Raw genomic sequence first — 15,921 nt, 5'->3', positions numbered from 1 at the left:
GAGCCCGACATGGACACCCAACGCCTGATCCCCGCCGCCGCCTTCGGGGGCCTGCTGGCTGTCGGCCTGATCGGGGCCGGCGCGCTGATCGGCCAGGGCGTGATCCATGCCCGCGCCGGCGACCGAACCGTAACGGTGCGCGGTCTGTCGGAACGCGAGGTGAAGGCGGATCTGGCCGTTCTGCCGCTGCGCTTCACCGCCTCGGGCGAGGTCTTGTCCGAGGTCCAGGCGCGCATCGACGGCGATCTGGCCCTGGTGCGGCAGTTCCTGAAGACCCAGGGCTATCCGGCCGACGCCGTCGATCTGGGTCGGCTTGAGGTCGCCGACACCCGCTCGCGCGAATACAGCGCCCAGAACGGCGGCCCCCGCTTCATCCTGGCCCAGACGGTCATCGTCCGAACCGGCGATGTCGCCCGGGTCCAGGCCACCACCCGCGCCCTGAACGACCTCGTGCGCCAGGGCGTGGTGCTGCAGGACTTCCAGGGCCCGTCCTATATCTTCACCAAGCTGAACGCCGTCCGGCCCCAGATGATCGCCGAGGGCACGGCGGCGGCGCGCACCGGCGCGGAACAGTTCGCCAAGGACTCCGGCACGCCCCTGGGTCCGATCCGTCAGGCCACCCAAGGCTCGTTCGAGATCCTGCCGCGCGACGGTTCGGGCGGCGACGAGTCCGGTTCCATCGACAAGAAGGTCCGGGTCGTCACCACCATCACCTATAGTCTGAAATAGAGGGCCCAGCCTCTCGGCCCTCATCCGGACGAACGGCCTCGGACAGAGGCCGCTCGCTTCGGACCTCGTCGATCTCCCGTTCTCCAGTGGTCTCAAAGAGTGCGATCCATACGGTGATCACGACGAACATCCCCAGCATGCCCAGGGCGAAGGCGCGCCAGCCGCCTGTGTCTCGTCCCGGTCTCTTGTTCGGCGGTCGCGTCATCCTCTGCGCCTTTCGTTGCATCGCTATGGTGAACAGGCCGTCGATCAAGGCGGTTCCGCCGTTTCATTTCTGCGGCGGCCCTGACATCGCCTTCCGGTCCCCTTATGTTCCCCTATTCGATTCTGACTGACCGGACCTTTTCCCGCCTGTGACCGATCTTCCCGCCCCCCGTATTTCAGACCTGGCCCGGGCGCGCGCGCCGCAGGAGGGTGAGGCGCGCGACTATCTGGCGGGCCTTAACCCTGAACAGCGCGAGGCGGTCGAGACGACCGAGGGGCCGGTCCTGGTCCTCGCCGGCGCGGGCACCGGCAAGACGCGGGTGCTGACCACCCGTCTGGCCCATATCCTGGCGACCGGCCGGGCCAAGCCCTGGGAACTGCTGGCCGTCACCTTCACCAACAAGGCCGCACGCGAGATGCGCGAGCGGATCACCCATCTGATCGGCCCTTCGGCCGAAGGCTTACGGTGGCTGGGCACCTTCCACTCCATCGCCGCCCAGATCCTGCGTCGCCACGCCGAACTTGTCGGGCTGAAATCAAGCTTCACCATCCTGGACACCGACGACCAGGAACGGGTGCTGAAACAGCTGCTGGAAGCCGCCAACATCGACACCAAACGCTGGACGCCCAAGTCGCTGAGCGGCCTGATCGACCACTGGAAGAACCGCGGCTGGACGCCAGAGAAGCTGCCGCCCGGCGAGGACTTCGCCAACGGCAAGGGTCAGGGCCTGTACGCCGCCTATCAGGCCCGCCTGCGCAGTCTGAACGCCTGCGACTTCGGCGACCTGCTGCTGCACAACATCACCATCCTGTCGAAACACGCGGATCTAGCGGACGAATATCGACGCCGCTTCCGCTACATCCTGGTCGACGAATATCAGGACACCAATGTCGCCCAGTATCTGTGGCTGCGGCTGCTGACGGCCTCGACCGGCAATGTCTGCTGCGTCGGCGACGACGACCAGTCTATCTACGGCTGGCGCGGGGCCGAGGTGGACAACATCCTGCGCTTCGAGCGCGACTTCCCCGGCGCCAAGATCGTCAAGCTGGAGCGCAACTATCGCTCGACCAGCCACATCCTGGGCGCCGCCTCGGGCCTGATCGCCGCCAATCGCGACCGGCTGGGCAAGACCCTGTGGACCGAGGACGACAGCGGCGACAAGGTGCGGGTGCGCGGCGTCTGGGACGGCGAGGCCGAGGCCCGGCTGATCGCCGACGAAATCGAGACCGCGCGTCGTCCCCATGCCGGCGAGCCGGGCCTGAAGTACAAGGACATGGCCATCCTGGTCCGCGCCTCGTTCCAGATGCGGGCCTTCGAGGAACGGCTGGTCATGCTGGCCGTCCCCTACAAGGTCATCGGCGGGCCGCGCTTCTTCGAACGGGCCGAAATCCGCGACGCCCATGCCTATCTGCGGCTGATCCTATCCGAGGACGACGATCTGGCCTTCGAGCGGATCGTCAATGTGCCCAAGCGCGGCATCGGCGACACCAGCGTTCAGAAGGTCCTGCAGATCGCCCGCCAGCACGATCTGTCGGCCCTGACCGCCGTGCGCGGCCTGATCAACACCGACGAGCTTCAGGCCCGCACCCGCACCGCCCTGTCCAACTTCGTGCGCGACATCGACCGCTGGCGCACCCTGTCCGAGACCACGCCCCACTGGCAGGTCATGGAGACCGTGCTGGAGGAGAGCGGCTACACCGACATGCAGAAGGCCGACCGCACCAGCGGTCAGACGCGGTTGGATAACCTGAAGGAACTGACCCAGTCGATGCAGCAGTTCGAGACGCTGCAGGCCTATCTGGAGCACGTCTCCCTGGTCATGGACCTGGAACGCGCCAACAGCGACGATCCGAACGGCGACGGGGCGGTGCAGATCATGACCCTGCACGGCGCCAAGGGGCTGGAGTTCCCCTTGGTCTTCCTGCCCGGCTGGGAGGAAGGCGTCTTCCCCAGCCAGCGCAGCATCGACGAAAAGGGCGAGAAGGGCCTCGAGGAGGAACGCCGCCTGGCCTATGTCGGCGTCACCCGCGCCAAGCAGGACGCCCGGATATCCTTCGCCGCCAACCGCCTGGTCTACGGCCGTTGGACCTCGCAACTGCCCAGCCGCTTCGTCGACGAACTGCCCATCGCCCACGTCGATCCGCAATCCGACACCGGCTACTATGGCGCCTCGACGGGCATGAAGGAGGCCAAGAGCCGCTGGGACGATGCGCCCTCCTTCGGCAGCGGCTATTCCTCCCCCGGCTGGAAACGCGCCCAAAGCTTCACCGCCGCCCAGACGCCGAACAGGATCCCTGCCCGCAAGGCCGTCATCGAAGGCGACGGCCGCCTGATCGCCACCGCCGATCCCAAGTCCGGCTCCGGCTGGAAAAAGGGCGAACGGGTCTTCCACCAGAAGTTCGGCTACGGCCACGTCCGCGTCATCGAGGGCAATAAACTGCTGGTCGATTTCGAAAAAGCCGGCGAGAAACGGGTCATCGACAGTTTCGTGGAGAAGGCGGAGTAGACGGGTCCAAACCCACGCGCCGGGCCTCATCCGACTTTGCCGCCGGCCAAGCTTTGGCCTAAGCCATCGCCTTCCCGTCTACGACCGAGTCCGCCATGTCCGCCCCTGCCCGTCCCACCGTTGATCGCGCATGGCTTAGCTGGGCCATGCGGCGGATCGAGGCGGACTACAACCGCTCGGCCGACACCCATCTGATCCCGGTGGACATGCCGGCTCTGTCGGACATCGCCCTGTATCTGAAGGACGAATCCAGCCACCCGACCGGCAGCCTGAAGCACCGGCTGGCGCGGTCGCTGTTCCTCTACGCCCTCAGCAACGGCTGGATCGGCGAGGGCATGACCATTGTCGAGGCGTCCAGCGGTTCGACCGCCGTGTCCGAGGCCTATTTCGCCCGGATGCTGAACCTGCCCTTCATCGCCGTGGTGCCGCGCTCGACCGCCCAGGAGAAGATCGCCGCCATCGAATTCTACGGCGGACGCTGCCATTTCGTGGACGTTCCGGGCCAAGCCTATTCGGAAAGCCAGCGGCTCGCCGACGAACTGGGCGGCCACTACATGGACCAGTTCACCTATGCCGAACGAGCCACGGACTGGCGCGGCAACAACAATATCGCCGAGTCCATCTTCGCCCAGATGCGACGCGAGCCCTGCCCCGTGCCGCGCTGGATCGTGTGCGGGGCGGGCACAGGCGGCACCTCGGCGACCATCGGTCGGTTCGCCCGTTTCAACCGCCACGACACCCGGATCTGCGTCGCCGATCCGGAAGCCTCCGTCTTTCACCGCCACTGGGCCGATGCGACGGTCCAGACCAGCCTCGACCGTCCGTCCCTGATCGAGGGCATCGGTCGCGCGCGAGTCGAACCTTCCTTCGTTCCCAACGTCGTGGATCGGATGATGGTCGTGCCCGATGTCGCCTCCATCGCCGCCACCCGCGTGCTCAGCCGGCGTCTGGGCCGCCCCTGCGGCGGATCGACCGGCACCAACCTGTGGGCCTGCGTCCAGCTGGCCCAAGAAATGGCGCGCGCGGGCGAGTGCGGCTCGATCGTGTCGATCCTGTGCGACCACGGCGACCGCTACGCCTCGACCTATTTCGACGACGCCTGGATCGCCGCCCAGGGCCTGGACACGGCGCCTTGGGAAGCCCGCCTGGACGCCTTCTTCGAAACAGGCGTCTTGCCGGAGGCCTGAACCGCCTGTTTCGTTGGGGCGGACAGGTCTAAGAAGGCCCAAGCGGCCGGAACGGTCAAAACCTCAACAGGAGCCGACCATGGCGGGACTAAAGGACAAGCGCGGCTTCATCGACAAGGACCGAATCGACCTATCGGAGCGTCAGTCGGTCGAATACTGGATGAAACGCTGGGGCGTGACCAAGGACCAGATCACCGCCGCCCACCGCAAGGTCGGCCGCATGACCAAGGACATCGCCGCGGAACTGGGCAAGAAGCGCTGACTGAGTTCACCTGAAGCAAATCAGCCCCGGATTGCTCCGAGGCCGGTTAAGTCTCTGACTCAGATGTGCAGCACACGCCCGTAGGCGTCCAGCGCCGCCTCGTGCATGGCTTCCGACATGGTGGGGTGCGGATAGACGATACCGTGGATGTCCTCTTCCGTCGCCTCCATGGTGATGGCGGTGACATAGCCCTGGATCATCTCGGTGACTTCGTGGCCGATCATATGGGCGCCGATCAGGGCGCCGGTCTTGGCGTCGAAGATCACCTTGACGAAGCCGTCGATCTCGCCGGCGGCCACGGCCTTGCCGTTCACGCGGAACGGGAAGCGACCGATCTTGACCTCGCGCTTCTCGGCGCGGGCGGCCTGTTCGGTGACGCCGACCGAGGCGACCTGCGGCTGGGCGTAGGTGCAGCCGGCGATGGGCGAATGGACGTTCGGGGTCTTGTAGCCGGCGATGAATTCGGCGGCGTGGATGCCTTCGTGGCTAGCCTTGTGCGCCAGCCAGGGCGCGCCAGCGCAGTCGCCGATGGCGAACAGGCCCTTGACGTTGGTCTGGCAGTGGCCGTCGGTCTTGATATGGCCGCGGTCCAGCTCGACGCCCAGCGCCTCCAGGCCGATGCCGTCGGTGTTGGCGGTGATGCCGACAGCCGAGATGCAGACCTCGGCCTCAAGCGTCTCGGCCTTGCCGCCGACCTCGATGTCCACCTTCACGCCGGCGCCGGTCTTGGTGACCTTGGTCACCTTGGCGCCGAGCTTGAACTTGAAGCCGCGCTTCTCGAACGATTTCTGGGCGGCCTTGGAGACCTCCTCGTCCTCGACCGGCATGATGCGCTCGACCGCCTCCACGACCGTCACCTCGGCGCCCAGGGCGCGATAGAAGCTGGCGAACTCGATGCCGATAGCGCCCGAGCCGATGACCACGAAGGACTTGGGCAGCTTCTTCGGCGCCAGGGCGTCGCGATAGGCCCAGATCTTGTCGCCGTCAGCCTCCAGGCCGATCTGCGGCAGGGCGCGGGCGCGGGCGCCGACGGCCAGCATGACCGCCTTGGCCTCGACCGTGCGCGAACCGCCGGCCTTCAGGGCGATCACGACCTTGGGCGCCGCAGCGCCCTTCTCCAGCTTGGCCGAACCCTCGATCACCTCGATCTTGTTCTTCTTCATCAGGAAGGCGACGCCCTTGTTCATCGTCGCCGCGACGCCGCGCGAGCGCTGGATGATGGCGTCGAAGTCGAACGACGCGCCGGACGCCGACAGGCCGTATTCCTTCAGATGGCTCAGGCTCTCGAACTTCTCGCCCGACTTCAGCAGGGCCTTGGTCGGGATACAGCCCCAGTTCAGGCAGATGCCGCCCAGGTTCTCGCGCTCGACGATGGCGACCTTCTGGCCCAGTTGGCTGGCGCGGATGGCCGCGACGTAACCGCCGGGGCCCGAGCCGATGACGACGAGATCGAATTCAGCAGCCATGATCAGATCAACTTCTCGATGTCGGCCTTGATGGCCTCGGGTTCAGTTTGCGGGGCGTAGCGGGCGACCACCCTGCCCTCGCGGTCGGTCAGGAACTTGGTGAAGTTCCATTTGATGGATGTCGCGCCCAGGAAGCCGCGCTTCTGCTGCGCCAGCCAAGCGTACAGCGGATGCCGGTTCGGCCCATTGACCTCCACCTTGTCGAACAAGGGGAAGGTCACGTCGAAACTGGTGGCGCAGAAGGCGGCGATCTCCGCCGCCCGCCCCGGCTCCTGGTCGCCGAACTGGTTGCAGGGAAAGCCCAGCACCTCGAACGGACGGTCGACGAACGTCCGGTGCAGCTTTTCCAGCCCATTATACTGGCCGGTGAAACCGCACTTGGACGCCGTATTGACGATCAGCAGCGCCTGACCGCGAAAACGGTCCAGCGAAACCTCCGTGCCGTCGATGGCGCGGGCGGAGAAGTCATAGACCGAGGTCATGACCTCAGCCTCCCCTTACGCCAGCATCGCGACGGGATCTTCGATCAGCGGCTTGAACGCTTGCAGGAAGCGCGCGCCGGTCGCGCCGTCCACCACGCGGTGATCGCAGGTCAGGGTCACGGTCATGACCGTGGCCGGAACGACCTGGCCGTTCTTGACGACCGCACGCTGCTCGCCCGCGCCCACGCTCATGATACAGCCCTGAGGCTCGTTGATGATCGAGGTGAACTGCTTGATGCCGAACATGCCCAGGTTGGACACCGAGAAGGTGCCGCCTTGGAACTCTTCGGGCTTCAGCTTGCGTTCGCGGGCGCGCTTGGCCAGGTCCTTGGACTCGGTCGCAATCTGGGCCAACCCCTTGGTCTCGGCCTTCCTGATGATCGGGGTGATCAGGCCGCCGTCGATCGCCACCGCCATCGAGACGTCGGCGTTGTGGTGCATGGCGATGCCTTCGGGGGTGTAGGAGGCGTTCGCCTCCGGCACCATCTTCAGCGCCAGGGCCGCAGCCTTGATGACGAAGTCATTGACCGACACCTTGATCCCCTGCGGCTCCAGCAGCTTGTTCACCTTGGCGCGAACGGCCATCAGCTGGTCGATCTCGCAGTCGATGAACAGCGGGAAGTGCGGCACGTTCTGGATGCTGTCGACCATGCGACGCGCCACGGCCTTCTTCATCCCGTCCAGCGGGATCAGGTCGTAGCTGCCGTCCGGGATCCCCATCTGGGCCAGCGACTGCACCTGACGCGGCGCAATGCCCGAGGTCGCGGCGGCGGCGGTCGTCGCAGCGGCCGGTTGGGCGGCGCCCTTGCCGGCGGCTTCGACGTCGCGCTTGACGATCCGGCCGTGCGGGCCAGTGCCCTTGACAGACTTCAGATCGACGCCGTTCTGGGCGGCGATGCGACGCGCCAGAGGCGACGAGAAGATACGTTCGCCGCTGTCCGACTTCGGCGCGGCCGGAGCCGGGGCGGCGGACGCTGCAGCGGCCTTCGGCGCCTCAGCGGCGGCCGGAACGGCTTCAGGCGTGGGGGCTTCTTCAGCCTTGGCGGCCGGCTTCGGCGCCGCGGCCCCGCCCTCGTCCTTCAGACGGGCGATTGGGGTGTTGACCTTCACGCCCTCAGAGCCTTCGGCGACCAGGATGTCGGTGATCTCGCCCTCATCCACGGCCTCGACTTCCATCGTGGCCTTGTCGGTTTCGATCTCGGCGATCACGTCCCCGGCGGAGACGACGTCGCCCACCTTGACATGCCACTTGGCCAGAACGCCCTCTTCCATGGTAGGAGACAGGGCGGGCATCAGGATGTCGGTCATTGAGCAACTTCCTTCTCGGTCAGGGCGGCGCGGGCGTGAGCGTCGGTCCAGCCGTCGCAGATGGCCTTAAAGGCCTCCTTCTGGTCCAGACCCGCCATCTGGGCGTAGGCGTTGGAGAAGTGCCAGGCGCACTCGGCCAGAACCGTCCCCATGTGGCGGGGTTCGTTCAGCGCCGGGCGGATGTTCATGTGGGGCGTGGTTCCGCCCCACCAGATCCGCGCCAGTTCGGTCACCTGTGCGGGATCGACCTGGCTCAGCTGTTCAGGGATGGCCAGGGCCTTCTCGTCAAGGCTCATGCCATCACCTGCTTCACGGCCGCGATGATCTTGTCCACCCCCGGCAGCGACAGGGCTTCCAGATTGGCGGCGTAGGGCAGCGGCACGTCTTCCTGGTGCACCCGCAGCGGCGGCGCGTCCAGATAGTCGAAGGCGTGTTCGATGACCCGGGCCACGACCTCGGCGCCGACGCCCATCGGACCCCAGCCCTCTTCGGCCGAGACCAGGCGGCTGGTCTTCTTGACGCTCTCGACGATGGTGTCGGTGTCCAACGGACGCAGGGTGCGCAGGTCGACGACCTCGCACTCGATCCCTTCCTCGGCCAGTTTCTCGGCGGCCTGGAGGGCGAAGCCGACCATGCGGCTGTGCGCCGTGATGGTGACGTCCTTGCCTTCGCGACGAACCTTGGCCTTGCCGATCGGCAGGACGTAGTCCTCAACCTCGGGCACGTCGAACTCGAGCCCGTACATCATCTCGTGTTCGAGGAAGACGACCGGGTTCGGGTCGCGGATCGCGGCCTTCAGCAGGCCCTTGGCGTCGGCCGCGTCATAGGGCGCGATGACCTTCAGACCCGGAACCTGGGCGTACCAGGCCGAATAGTCCTGGCTGTGCTGGGCGCCGACGCGCGAGGCGGCGCCGTTCGGGCCGCGGAAGACGATGGGCGCGCGGATCTGACCGCCCGACATATACAGGGTCTTGGCGGCCGAGTTGATGATGTGGTCGATCGCCTGCATGGCGAAGTTGAACGTCATGAACTCGACGATGGGCTTCAGCCCGGCCATGGCCGCGCCGACGCCCAGGCCGGCGAAGCCGTGCTCGGTGATCGGGGTGTCCACGACGCGCTGGTCGCCGAACTCTTGCAGCAGCTCGCGGCTGACCTTGTAGGCGCCCTGATACTGGGCGACTTCCTCGCCGATCAGGAAGACCTTGTCGTCGCGGCGCATTTCTTCGGCCATGGCGTCGCGAAGGGCGTCGCGGATGGTCGTCTTGACCAGCTTGGCGTCGGCCGGGATTTCCGGGTCGCGCAGTTCGACCTTGGGGGTCGAGGTCTGGGTCGGCGCCTTCTCGGGATCGCCGGTCTTGCCCTCGGCGGTCGCCTTGGGCGTATCGGCCTGAGCATCAGCCTTGGGCGCGGGCGAAGCCGCACCGTCTTCGCCGGCCAGACGCGCGATCGGCGTATTGACCTTCACGTTCTCCGAACCCTCGGCGACCAGGATTTCCAACACTTCGCCTTCATCCACGGCCTCGACTTCCATCGTGGCCTTGTCGGTTTCGATCTCGGCGATCACCTGGCCGGCCGACACGGTGTCGCCTGCCTTGATGTGCCATTTGGTCAGCGTGCCCTCTTCCATCGTGGGGGACAGCGCCGGCATGAGGATGTCGGTCACGGATCAGGCCTCCACGTAGACGTCGGTATAAAGCTCGGACGGATCAGGCTCCGGGCTTTCTTGGGCGAATTGAACGGCCTCGGCGACGATGGCCTTGATCTCGTTGTCGATGGCCTTCAGCTCGTCTTCCGTCGCATTGGCGGCGGCCAGCAGGGTCTTGATGTGGTCGATCGGGTCGCGCGTCTTCTTGACCTCGTCCACCTCTTCCTTGGTCCGGTATTTGGCCGGATCGGACATCGAGTGACCGCGATAACGGTAGGTCTTCACTTCGAGGATATAGGGGCCTTCGCCGGCGCGGGCGCGATCGACGGCCTTCTTGACAGCATCCCGAACCGCGATGACGTCCATCCCGTCCACCTGCTCGCCCGGAATGCCGAAGCTGGCGCCGCGCTGGCTGAGCTGGGTCGTGGACGACGAGCGCTCAATGCTCGTGCCCATGGCGTACTGGTTGTTCTCGATGATGTAGATGGCCGGCAGCTTCCACAGCTGGGCCATGTTGAAGCTCTCGTAGACCTGACCCTGGTTCGAAGCGCCGTCGCCGAAATAGACGAAGGCCACCGAATCATCGCCGCGGTACTTGCCGGCAAAGGCTAGGCCCGTGCCCAGCGACACCTGGGCGCCGACGATACCGTGACCGCCGTAGAAGCCGGTCGGCACGTCGAACATGTGCATCGAGCCGCCCTTGCCGCGCGACGAACCGCCGATGCGGCCGGTCAGCTCGGCCATGACTTCCTTGGGATCCATTCCTGCGGCCAGCATATGGCCGTGGTCGCGGTAACCGGTGATGATCTTGTCGTGGCCTTGCTTGACGCTCTCCTGAACGCCGACGGCCACGGCTTCCTGGCCGATGTACAGGTGGCAGAAGCCCCCGATCAGACCCATGCCGTACAGTTGGCCCGCACGCTCCTCGAAGCGGCGGATGAGAACCATCTCGCGGTAAAAGCGGAGGAGGTCCTCCTTGGACGCCGAAGGCGTATTTGAAAGCTTGTCAGGCGCAGTGGTCTGAGCGGCTTTGGCTGGGGCTTTCGCCATCCGGCATCTCCCGGCTAGGCGCCGGGGAGCGACGCCTTCTTATCGTTACGGAAGGGGGCTTTAGCAGCCTTCCTTCCCGGAACGCAAAGGGGTGCGGGCTCGGCTGTAACAATAGTTCAAGTGGCGAGAGTTTTTACCCTTGAACGGGTTGCGCCTGAACGCGGATCACATAGTCGCGCGGGTCGGAAAAGCCGAGAACGGCGCGCGCGCGCTCCTCCAGCAGGTCCTTGGAAAGGCTGTCGGTGCGCAGATAGCGCACCCGCGTCTCCAGATCGCGCCGCTGTTCGGTCAGGTGGGCGAGCTGGCCCTCACGCCGCCCCATCAGGGCGTCGCGTGACGATCCGCTCAGCAGGCCGCGCTCGCCCGTCAGAGCCTGCACGCCCAGATAGGCGAGCAACAGCAACAGGGCGAGGGAAAGGCGGTACGGTTTCATCCGTTCGGGCACTCAAACGCTCCTTCTGAGCGCGAAAAACACAGTTCACGAACTGTGCCCGAAAATGCCTAACAAAATGTAGCTTGACCGTAAGAAAGTCGGCGAAGAACGCTGATTCTCCGCCGACAATTCACGGGTTTAGCGCAGCAGCATGCCGTCGCCGAAATAGACGGCCTGGTCGCCCAGCATCTCTTCCAGGCGCAGCAGCTGGTTATATTTCGCCACCCGGTCCGAGCGGGCCAGCGAGCCGGTCTTGATCTGCCCGCAGTTGGTGGCGACGGCCAGGTCGGCGATGGTGGAATCCTCGGTCTCGCCCGAACGGTGGCTCATCACCGAGGTATAGCCGGCGCGGTGGGCCATATCGACGGCGTCCAGGGTCTCGGACAGGGTGCCGATCTGGTTGACCTTGATCAGGATGGAGTTGGCCAGGCCTTCGCCTATGCCGGCGGCCAGACGCGCAGGATTGGTCACGAACAGGTCGTCGCCGACCAGCTGGACCCGGTCGCCCAGGCGCTCGGTCAGCAGGCGCCAGCCGTCGAAATCGTCCTCGGCCATGCCGTCTTCGATCGAAACGATCGGGAAACGCTCGCACAGATCCACCAGATAGGCGGCCATGCCCTCGGCATCGACAGTCTTGCCTTCGCCGGCCATGATGTATTTGCCGTCCTTGAAGAACTCGGTCGAGGCGACGTCCAGACCCAGATGGAAGTCTTCGCCGGCCAGATAGCCGGCCGCCTGACCCGCCTTGGTGATGAAGCTCAGGGCTTCTTCGGCCGAGGCCAGGTTCGGGGCGAAGCCGCCCTCGTCGCCGACGTTGGTGTTGTGGCCGGCGTCCTTCAGCTGCTTCTTCAGGGCGTGGAAGATCTCCGTGCCCATGCGCAGGGCGTCGGTGAAGGTCTCGGCCCCGGTCGGCAGGATCATGAACTCCTGGATGTCGATCGGATTGTCGGCATGGGCGCCGCCGTTGATGATGTTCATCATCGGCGTCGGCAGGACGCGGGCCGAGACGCCGCCGATATAGCGGTGCAGCGGCAGACCGGCCGAGATGGCGCTGGCCTTCGCCGCCGCCAGGGACACGCCCAGGATAGCGTTGGCGCCCAGACGGGCCTTGTTGGGCGTGCCGTCCAGGTCGATCATCGCCTCGTCCAGACGACGCTGGTCCTCGGCGTCCATTCCGGACAGGGCGTCGAAGATCTCGCCGTTGACGGCGTCGACCGCCTTCTGCACGCCCTTGCCGCCCCACAGATCCTTGTCCCCGTCGCGCAGTTCGACGGCTTCGTGTGCGCCGGTCGAGGCGCCCGACGGAACGGCGGCGCGGCCGAACGAGCCGTCATCGAGGATCACATCGACTTCCACCGTCGGATTGCCCCGGCTGTCGAGGATCTGGCGGGCGACGATGTCGGCGATGTCGGTCATGGCTCGGCTCTTTGGCTCAGGCGGAAAACAGGTTCGAGGGGTTTAGCCGTCTCCCCGCGAATCGCCAATGCCTGTTGCCGCTTGCCGTCAGGAACAGCCTTCGACCAGTTGGATCGACGGGTCGCCGGCGTGAACCATGGTCACCTTGCCGTCCGTTCCGACTTCGTAGCGAATCCCGCGCGCGGCGGGATCGGTCACATAGGCGGTCGATCCGCCGCGCGACCAGACAAACAGATCCTCAGCCGGCGCTGGCCAGTACTTATGCGATTGCGCGAAGACGGCGCCGCCATAGGCTTGTTTGATCGCCATTCCGGTGTCGCCGACTCCAAAGCCGCGATCCGTCTTGGTCGTCGCCTCCCGGGCTGCGGTGATCCGGGTCAGCACCCCGTTCTGGATCATCACCCGCACATCGGTGGGCGCATTCACCGGATGAAACTCGTCGCAGGCTTCCGGATCGGCCCCACCGACCGCATCGGGCTGCGAATCCTCGCCCCACACCTGCACCAGCTCGGCGCGCGTCATGCCGATTCGCGCCGGGCCCAGACCGTCTGCGGTCAGGGTCGATGCATCGACCGGCGCCGGCGGGGTCGCTTCGGCGGGCGCCGGCGCTGCGGCCGAAGGCGGCTGGGCCACGGAGTCGTCACGGCGTTCGCAGGCGGCGAGCGTGAGCAGCGCCACAGCGCTGACGGCGGCGAAACGAATCATGGGCGTGCATCCTTCAGAGAAGCTTCACCTCTCAGAACGCACGAAAACGGCGCGCGGGTGACCGCGCGCCGTAAAAAACTTCGTCCGGTCGAACCGGAAGCCTTCGAAAGACTAGTCTTCCTTCGGCGTGATGACTTGGCGACCGCGATAGGTGCCGGTCTTCAGGTCGATGTGGTGCGGGCGCTTCAGCTCGCCGGTGTCCTTGTCCTCGACATAGACGTTCGAGCTCAGGGCGTCGTGGGCGCGGCGCATGTTGCGACGCGAGGGGGATACTTTCCGCTTCGGAACGGCCATGTCCGTCTCAATCTTCTAAGTCGGGCGCCGCCCAGAGCCGAAGCCTGATCAAGCGCGAAAACAATAGCGGCGGCCCCAGTCCTTCGAGAGAAGAACGCCGAGCCGCCACGCGAGGCGCGGCTTATGCATGAACCGCACGACGATTTCAAGGCGTCTTGCGCGACTTCCAGCGATCACGGTTCAGGCCGAAGTAAAGACTGTCCATCCAGACGCCCCCGACCAGCCAGGTTCGGCTGGCGGCCCCCGTCTGTTCGAAGCCCAAACGCGTCAAAAGCCGAATGGACGCGGCATTAGCGGGATCGACATCCGCAGTCACCGCATCGATATCCCGCGTGGTCATCACATGATCGATCACAGCGGTCAGAGCTTCCGTCGCCAAACCCCGCCCCCAATGGCCCGGGTGCAGGATGTAGCCGATCTCGGGCAGCCGCCAGAAGCCCGCCTTGCCGATGACCCGACCCTGAGCCTCGATGACGAAGTCATCGCTGCTTTCAGGGTCAGCGGCAATCATGCTGTCCAGCCATTCCGCCGTCTTGTCCCTGGTCTCATGCGGCGGCGTCGACCACCATCGCATCGCTTCCGGCGATGAAAAAACCTGATGCAGATCATCGACATCATCGGGCCTCGCCCGTCGCAGAACGAGGCGCGGCGTGACGAGTTGAGAGATCACGACGCCTCCGCCAGGGCCGCGGCCACCGACTCGCCGATGGCCAGCGAGCTGGTGAGGCCAGGGCTCTCGATGCCGAACAGGGCCATCAGCCCCGCTATCCCGTGGTGCTCGACGCCGTGCAGTTGGAAGTCCGGCTGCGGTTCGCCCGGACCATGCAGCTTGGGCCGGATCCCAGCATAGTCGGGTGTCAGGGCGCCGTCGGGCAGGCCGGGCCAAAAGCGACGGATATAGGCGGCGAACACCTCCGCCTTGGCCGGATCGACCGAATAATCCTCGGTCGCGACATAGGCCAGGTCGGGACCGAACACGGCCTGGCCGCCCAGATCCTTGCGGTAATGCGTGCCCAGGGCGCCGGGAATGGGCGGCGGATAGATCAGCCGGTCGAACGGCGCCTTGCCGACCATGCGGAAATAGATCCCCTTGCCGAAATGGCCCGCCGGAATGTCGTCTGCCGGATAACCCTCTACAGCCGCCGCGACGGCCTGCGCCGACAGGCCAGGCGCCGTTACCAGCAGGCGGCTGGAGACCTCCATCGCCCCCTCCCCGCCCACACGGATCGTGAAGCCGCCGCCCGGCCGCGATTCAGCGCCCTCGAACGGGGCCGACACCACGACCGATCCGCCCGCGTCCTCGATCTCGCCCTGCAGGGCCAGCATATAGCCGTGGCTGTCGAACAGACCGCTCTCGGGCGACAGGATAGCGGCGTGGGCGTTCAGCTCTGGCTCCAGCGCCCGCGCCTGGGCGCCGGTCAGATGCGCCAGTCCCTCGACCCCATTGGCCGTCGCCTGTTCGAAAATGGCCTCGATCCGCTGGACCTCGGCCTCTTGCGTGGCCACGACCAGCTTGCCGCATTTGCGATGATCAATCTTGCGGCTAGCCAGGAAGTCATAAAGTGCCCGCCGCCCCTCGACGCAGAAGCGCGCCTTCAGCGATCCGGTTGGATAATAGAGGCCGCCGTGGATCACCTCGGAATTGCGCGACGAGACGCCCTGGCCGATATGGCCTTCCTTCTCCAGCACCAGCACCGTCAAGCCCCGTTTCGACAACGCCCGACCGCAGGCCAGGCCCACAGCCCCGGCGCCCACGACGGTCGCGTCGAAATCGAAATTCATCGGCCGCCGTACCTCCGCTGCGCCTCGGCTTCGAAACAGCCGATCAGCTTCTCCACCGCCCGGTCGAAGTTGGCCGACAGCATCATATCCAGCATGCGGGACTTGAAAGCGAAGTCGATCATGAACTCCAGCCGCGCGCCGTCGGGATGCGGGAAGAACTCCCACCGGTTCTTCAGATGCTTGAACGGCCCGCGCAACAGGCCGACTTCAACCTTGGGCGCATTGCGATCATGCCGGACCCAGGTCGAGAACCGCTCCTTCAGGAAGGAAAAGCCGACACCAGCCTCCGCGTCCAGCACGGCGACGCCCTCGCCCTCAGCCCGCTCGTTCCAGACCCGCATAGACGTGACCCAGGGCACGAAGTCGGGATAGGCGCGCACGTCGGCGACCAGATCGGCAAGCTGTTCTGGCGCATAGGGAAGAATGCGCGTTACGCGGTGGACGGCCATTC

17 protein-coding genes are annotated in these 15,921 nt (G+C 65.8%); 4 read left to right on the top strand and 13 right to left on the bottom strand.

Features of this window, described 5'->3' with window-relative positions:
• Positions 1-9 precede the first annotated feature (9 nt).
• The 4 genes from ACW170_RS11635 to ACW170_RS11620 all read left to right on the top strand — a co-directional run bounded on the left by ACW170_RS11635 (position 10) and on the right by ACW170_RS11620 (position 4,889).
• Positions 10-729: an SIMPL domain-containing protein gene (locus ACW170_RS11635; RefSeq protein WP_492086826.1), complete on the top strand. Its 720-nt coding sequence runs from the start codon at positions 10-12 to the stop codon at positions 727-729.
• A gap of 353 nt (positions 730-1,082) precedes the next feature.
• The gene (locus tag ACW170_RS11630; RefSeq protein WP_492086825.1) at positions 1,083-3,440 is read left to right on the top strand and encodes an ATP-dependent helicase; all 2,358 of its coding nucleotides are present in this window, start codon (positions 1,083-1,085) and stop codon (positions 3,438-3,440) included.
• Positions 3,441-3,535: 95 nt separating this feature from the next.
• Entirely contained in the window at positions 3,536-4,627 is a 1,092-nt protein-coding gene (locus ACW170_RS11625) for a PLP-dependent cysteine synthase family protein (protein ID WP_492086824.1), read from the top strand.
• Positions 4,628-4,706: 79 nt separating this feature from the next.
• A complete protein-coding gene (locus tag ACW170_RS11620) occupies positions 4,707-4,889 on the top strand; it encodes a DUF3606 domain-containing protein (RefSeq protein WP_055753752.1) in 183 nt (60 codons plus the stop codon).
• 59 nt (positions 4,890-4,948) lie between these two features.
• Here the strand turns inward: ACW170_RS11620 and lpdA are convergent, their stop codons facing one another.
• From lpdA to ACW170_RS11555, 13 genes are all read right to left on the bottom strand, one after another.
• Positions 4,949-6,355, bottom strand: a complete 1,407-nt coding sequence (lpdA, locus tag ACW170_RS11615) for a dihydrolipoyl dehydrogenase (protein ID WP_492086823.1) — start codon at positions 6,353-6,355, stop codon at positions 4,949-4,951.
• A gap of 2 nt (positions 6,356-6,357) precedes the next feature.
• Complete coding sequence (locus ACW170_RS11610) at positions 6,358-6,837, bottom strand: glutathione peroxidase (protein WP_492086822.1); 480 nt, start codon at positions 6,835-6,837, stop codon at positions 6,358-6,360.
• Between the two features lie 15 nt (positions 6,838-6,852).
• Complete coding sequence (locus ACW170_RS11605; RefSeq protein ID WP_492086821.1) at positions 6,853-8,145, bottom strand: pyruvate dehydrogenase complex dihydrolipoamide acetyltransferase; 1,293 nt, start codon at positions 8,143-8,145, stop codon at positions 6,853-6,855.
• Positions 8,142-8,441 (bottom strand): DUF5076 domain-containing protein, encoded by a 300-nt coding sequence (locus ACW170_RS11600; RefSeq protein WP_492025543.1) that lies wholly within the window; start codon positions 8,439-8,441, stop codon positions 8,142-8,144. The genes ACW170_RS11605 and ACW170_RS11600 overlap by 4 nt, the downstream gene beginning before the upstream one ends.
• The gene (locus tag ACW170_RS11595; RefSeq protein WP_492086820.1) at positions 8,438-9,808 is read right to left on the bottom strand and encodes a pyruvate dehydrogenase complex E1 component subunit beta; all 1,371 of its coding nucleotides are present in this window, start codon (positions 9,806-9,808) and stop codon (positions 8,438-8,440) included. Before ACW170_RS11595 ends, ACW170_RS11600 begins: the two co-directional genes overlap by 4 nt.
• A 3-nt stretch (positions 9,809-9,811) precedes the next feature.
• Positions 9,812-10,840 carry a pyruvate dehydrogenase (acetyl-transferring) E1 component subunit alpha gene (gene pdhA / locus ACW170_RS11590; protein ID WP_271165954.1) on the bottom strand — a complete coding sequence of 343 codons (1,029 nt, stop codon included), beginning with the start codon at positions 10,838-10,840 and terminating at the stop codon, positions 9,812-9,814.
• Between the two features lie 133 nt (positions 10,841-10,973).
• Positions 10,974-11,273 (bottom strand): FtsB family cell division protein, encoded by a 300-nt coding sequence (locus ACW170_RS11585; RefSeq protein WP_492089172.1) that lies wholly within the window; start codon positions 11,271-11,273, stop codon positions 10,974-10,976.
• A 138-nt stretch (positions 11,274-11,411) separates the two neighbouring features.
• Positions 11,412-12,689, bottom strand: coding sequence for a phosphopyruvate hydratase (eno, locus tag ACW170_RS11580; protein WP_267513073.1), 1,278 nt, complete (start codon positions 12,687-12,689; stop codon positions 11,412-11,414).
• 87 nt (positions 12,690-12,776) lie between these two features.
• Positions 12,777-13,394: a hypothetical protein gene (locus ACW170_RS11575; protein WP_492086819.1), complete on the bottom strand. Its 618-nt coding sequence runs from the start codon at positions 13,392-13,394 to the stop codon at positions 12,777-12,779.
• Positions 13,395-13,505: 111 nt separating this feature from the next.
• A complete protein-coding gene (rpmF, locus tag ACW170_RS11570) occupies positions 13,506-13,688 on the bottom strand; it encodes a 50S ribosomal protein L32 (RefSeq protein ID WP_035305966.1) in 183 nt (60 codons plus the stop codon).
• A 145-nt stretch (positions 13,689-13,833) separates the two neighbouring features.
• Entirely contained in the window at positions 13,834-14,358 is a 525-nt protein-coding gene (locus ACW170_RS11565) for a GNAT family N-acetyltransferase (protein ID WP_492086818.1), read from the bottom strand.
• Entirely contained in the window at positions 14,355-15,470 is a 1,116-nt protein-coding gene (locus ACW170_RS11560; protein WP_492086817.1) for an NAD(P)/FAD-dependent oxidoreductase, read from the bottom strand. The genes ACW170_RS11565 and ACW170_RS11560 overlap by 4 nt, the downstream gene beginning before the upstream one ends.
• Positions 15,467-15,919, bottom strand: coding sequence for a type II toxin-antitoxin system RatA family toxin (locus ACW170_RS11555; protein ID WP_492086816.1), 453 nt, complete (start codon positions 15,917-15,919; stop codon positions 15,467-15,469). Before ACW170_RS11555 ends, ACW170_RS11560 begins: the two co-directional genes overlap by 4 nt.
• Positions 15,920-15,921 lie beyond the last annotated feature (2 nt).

Source organism: Brevundimonas sp. FV2ps16 (genome assembly GCF_058681075.1).
The sequence above is the reverse complement of the archived record's forward strand: the minus strand, read 5'-3'. Positions and strand labels throughout refer to the sequence as shown.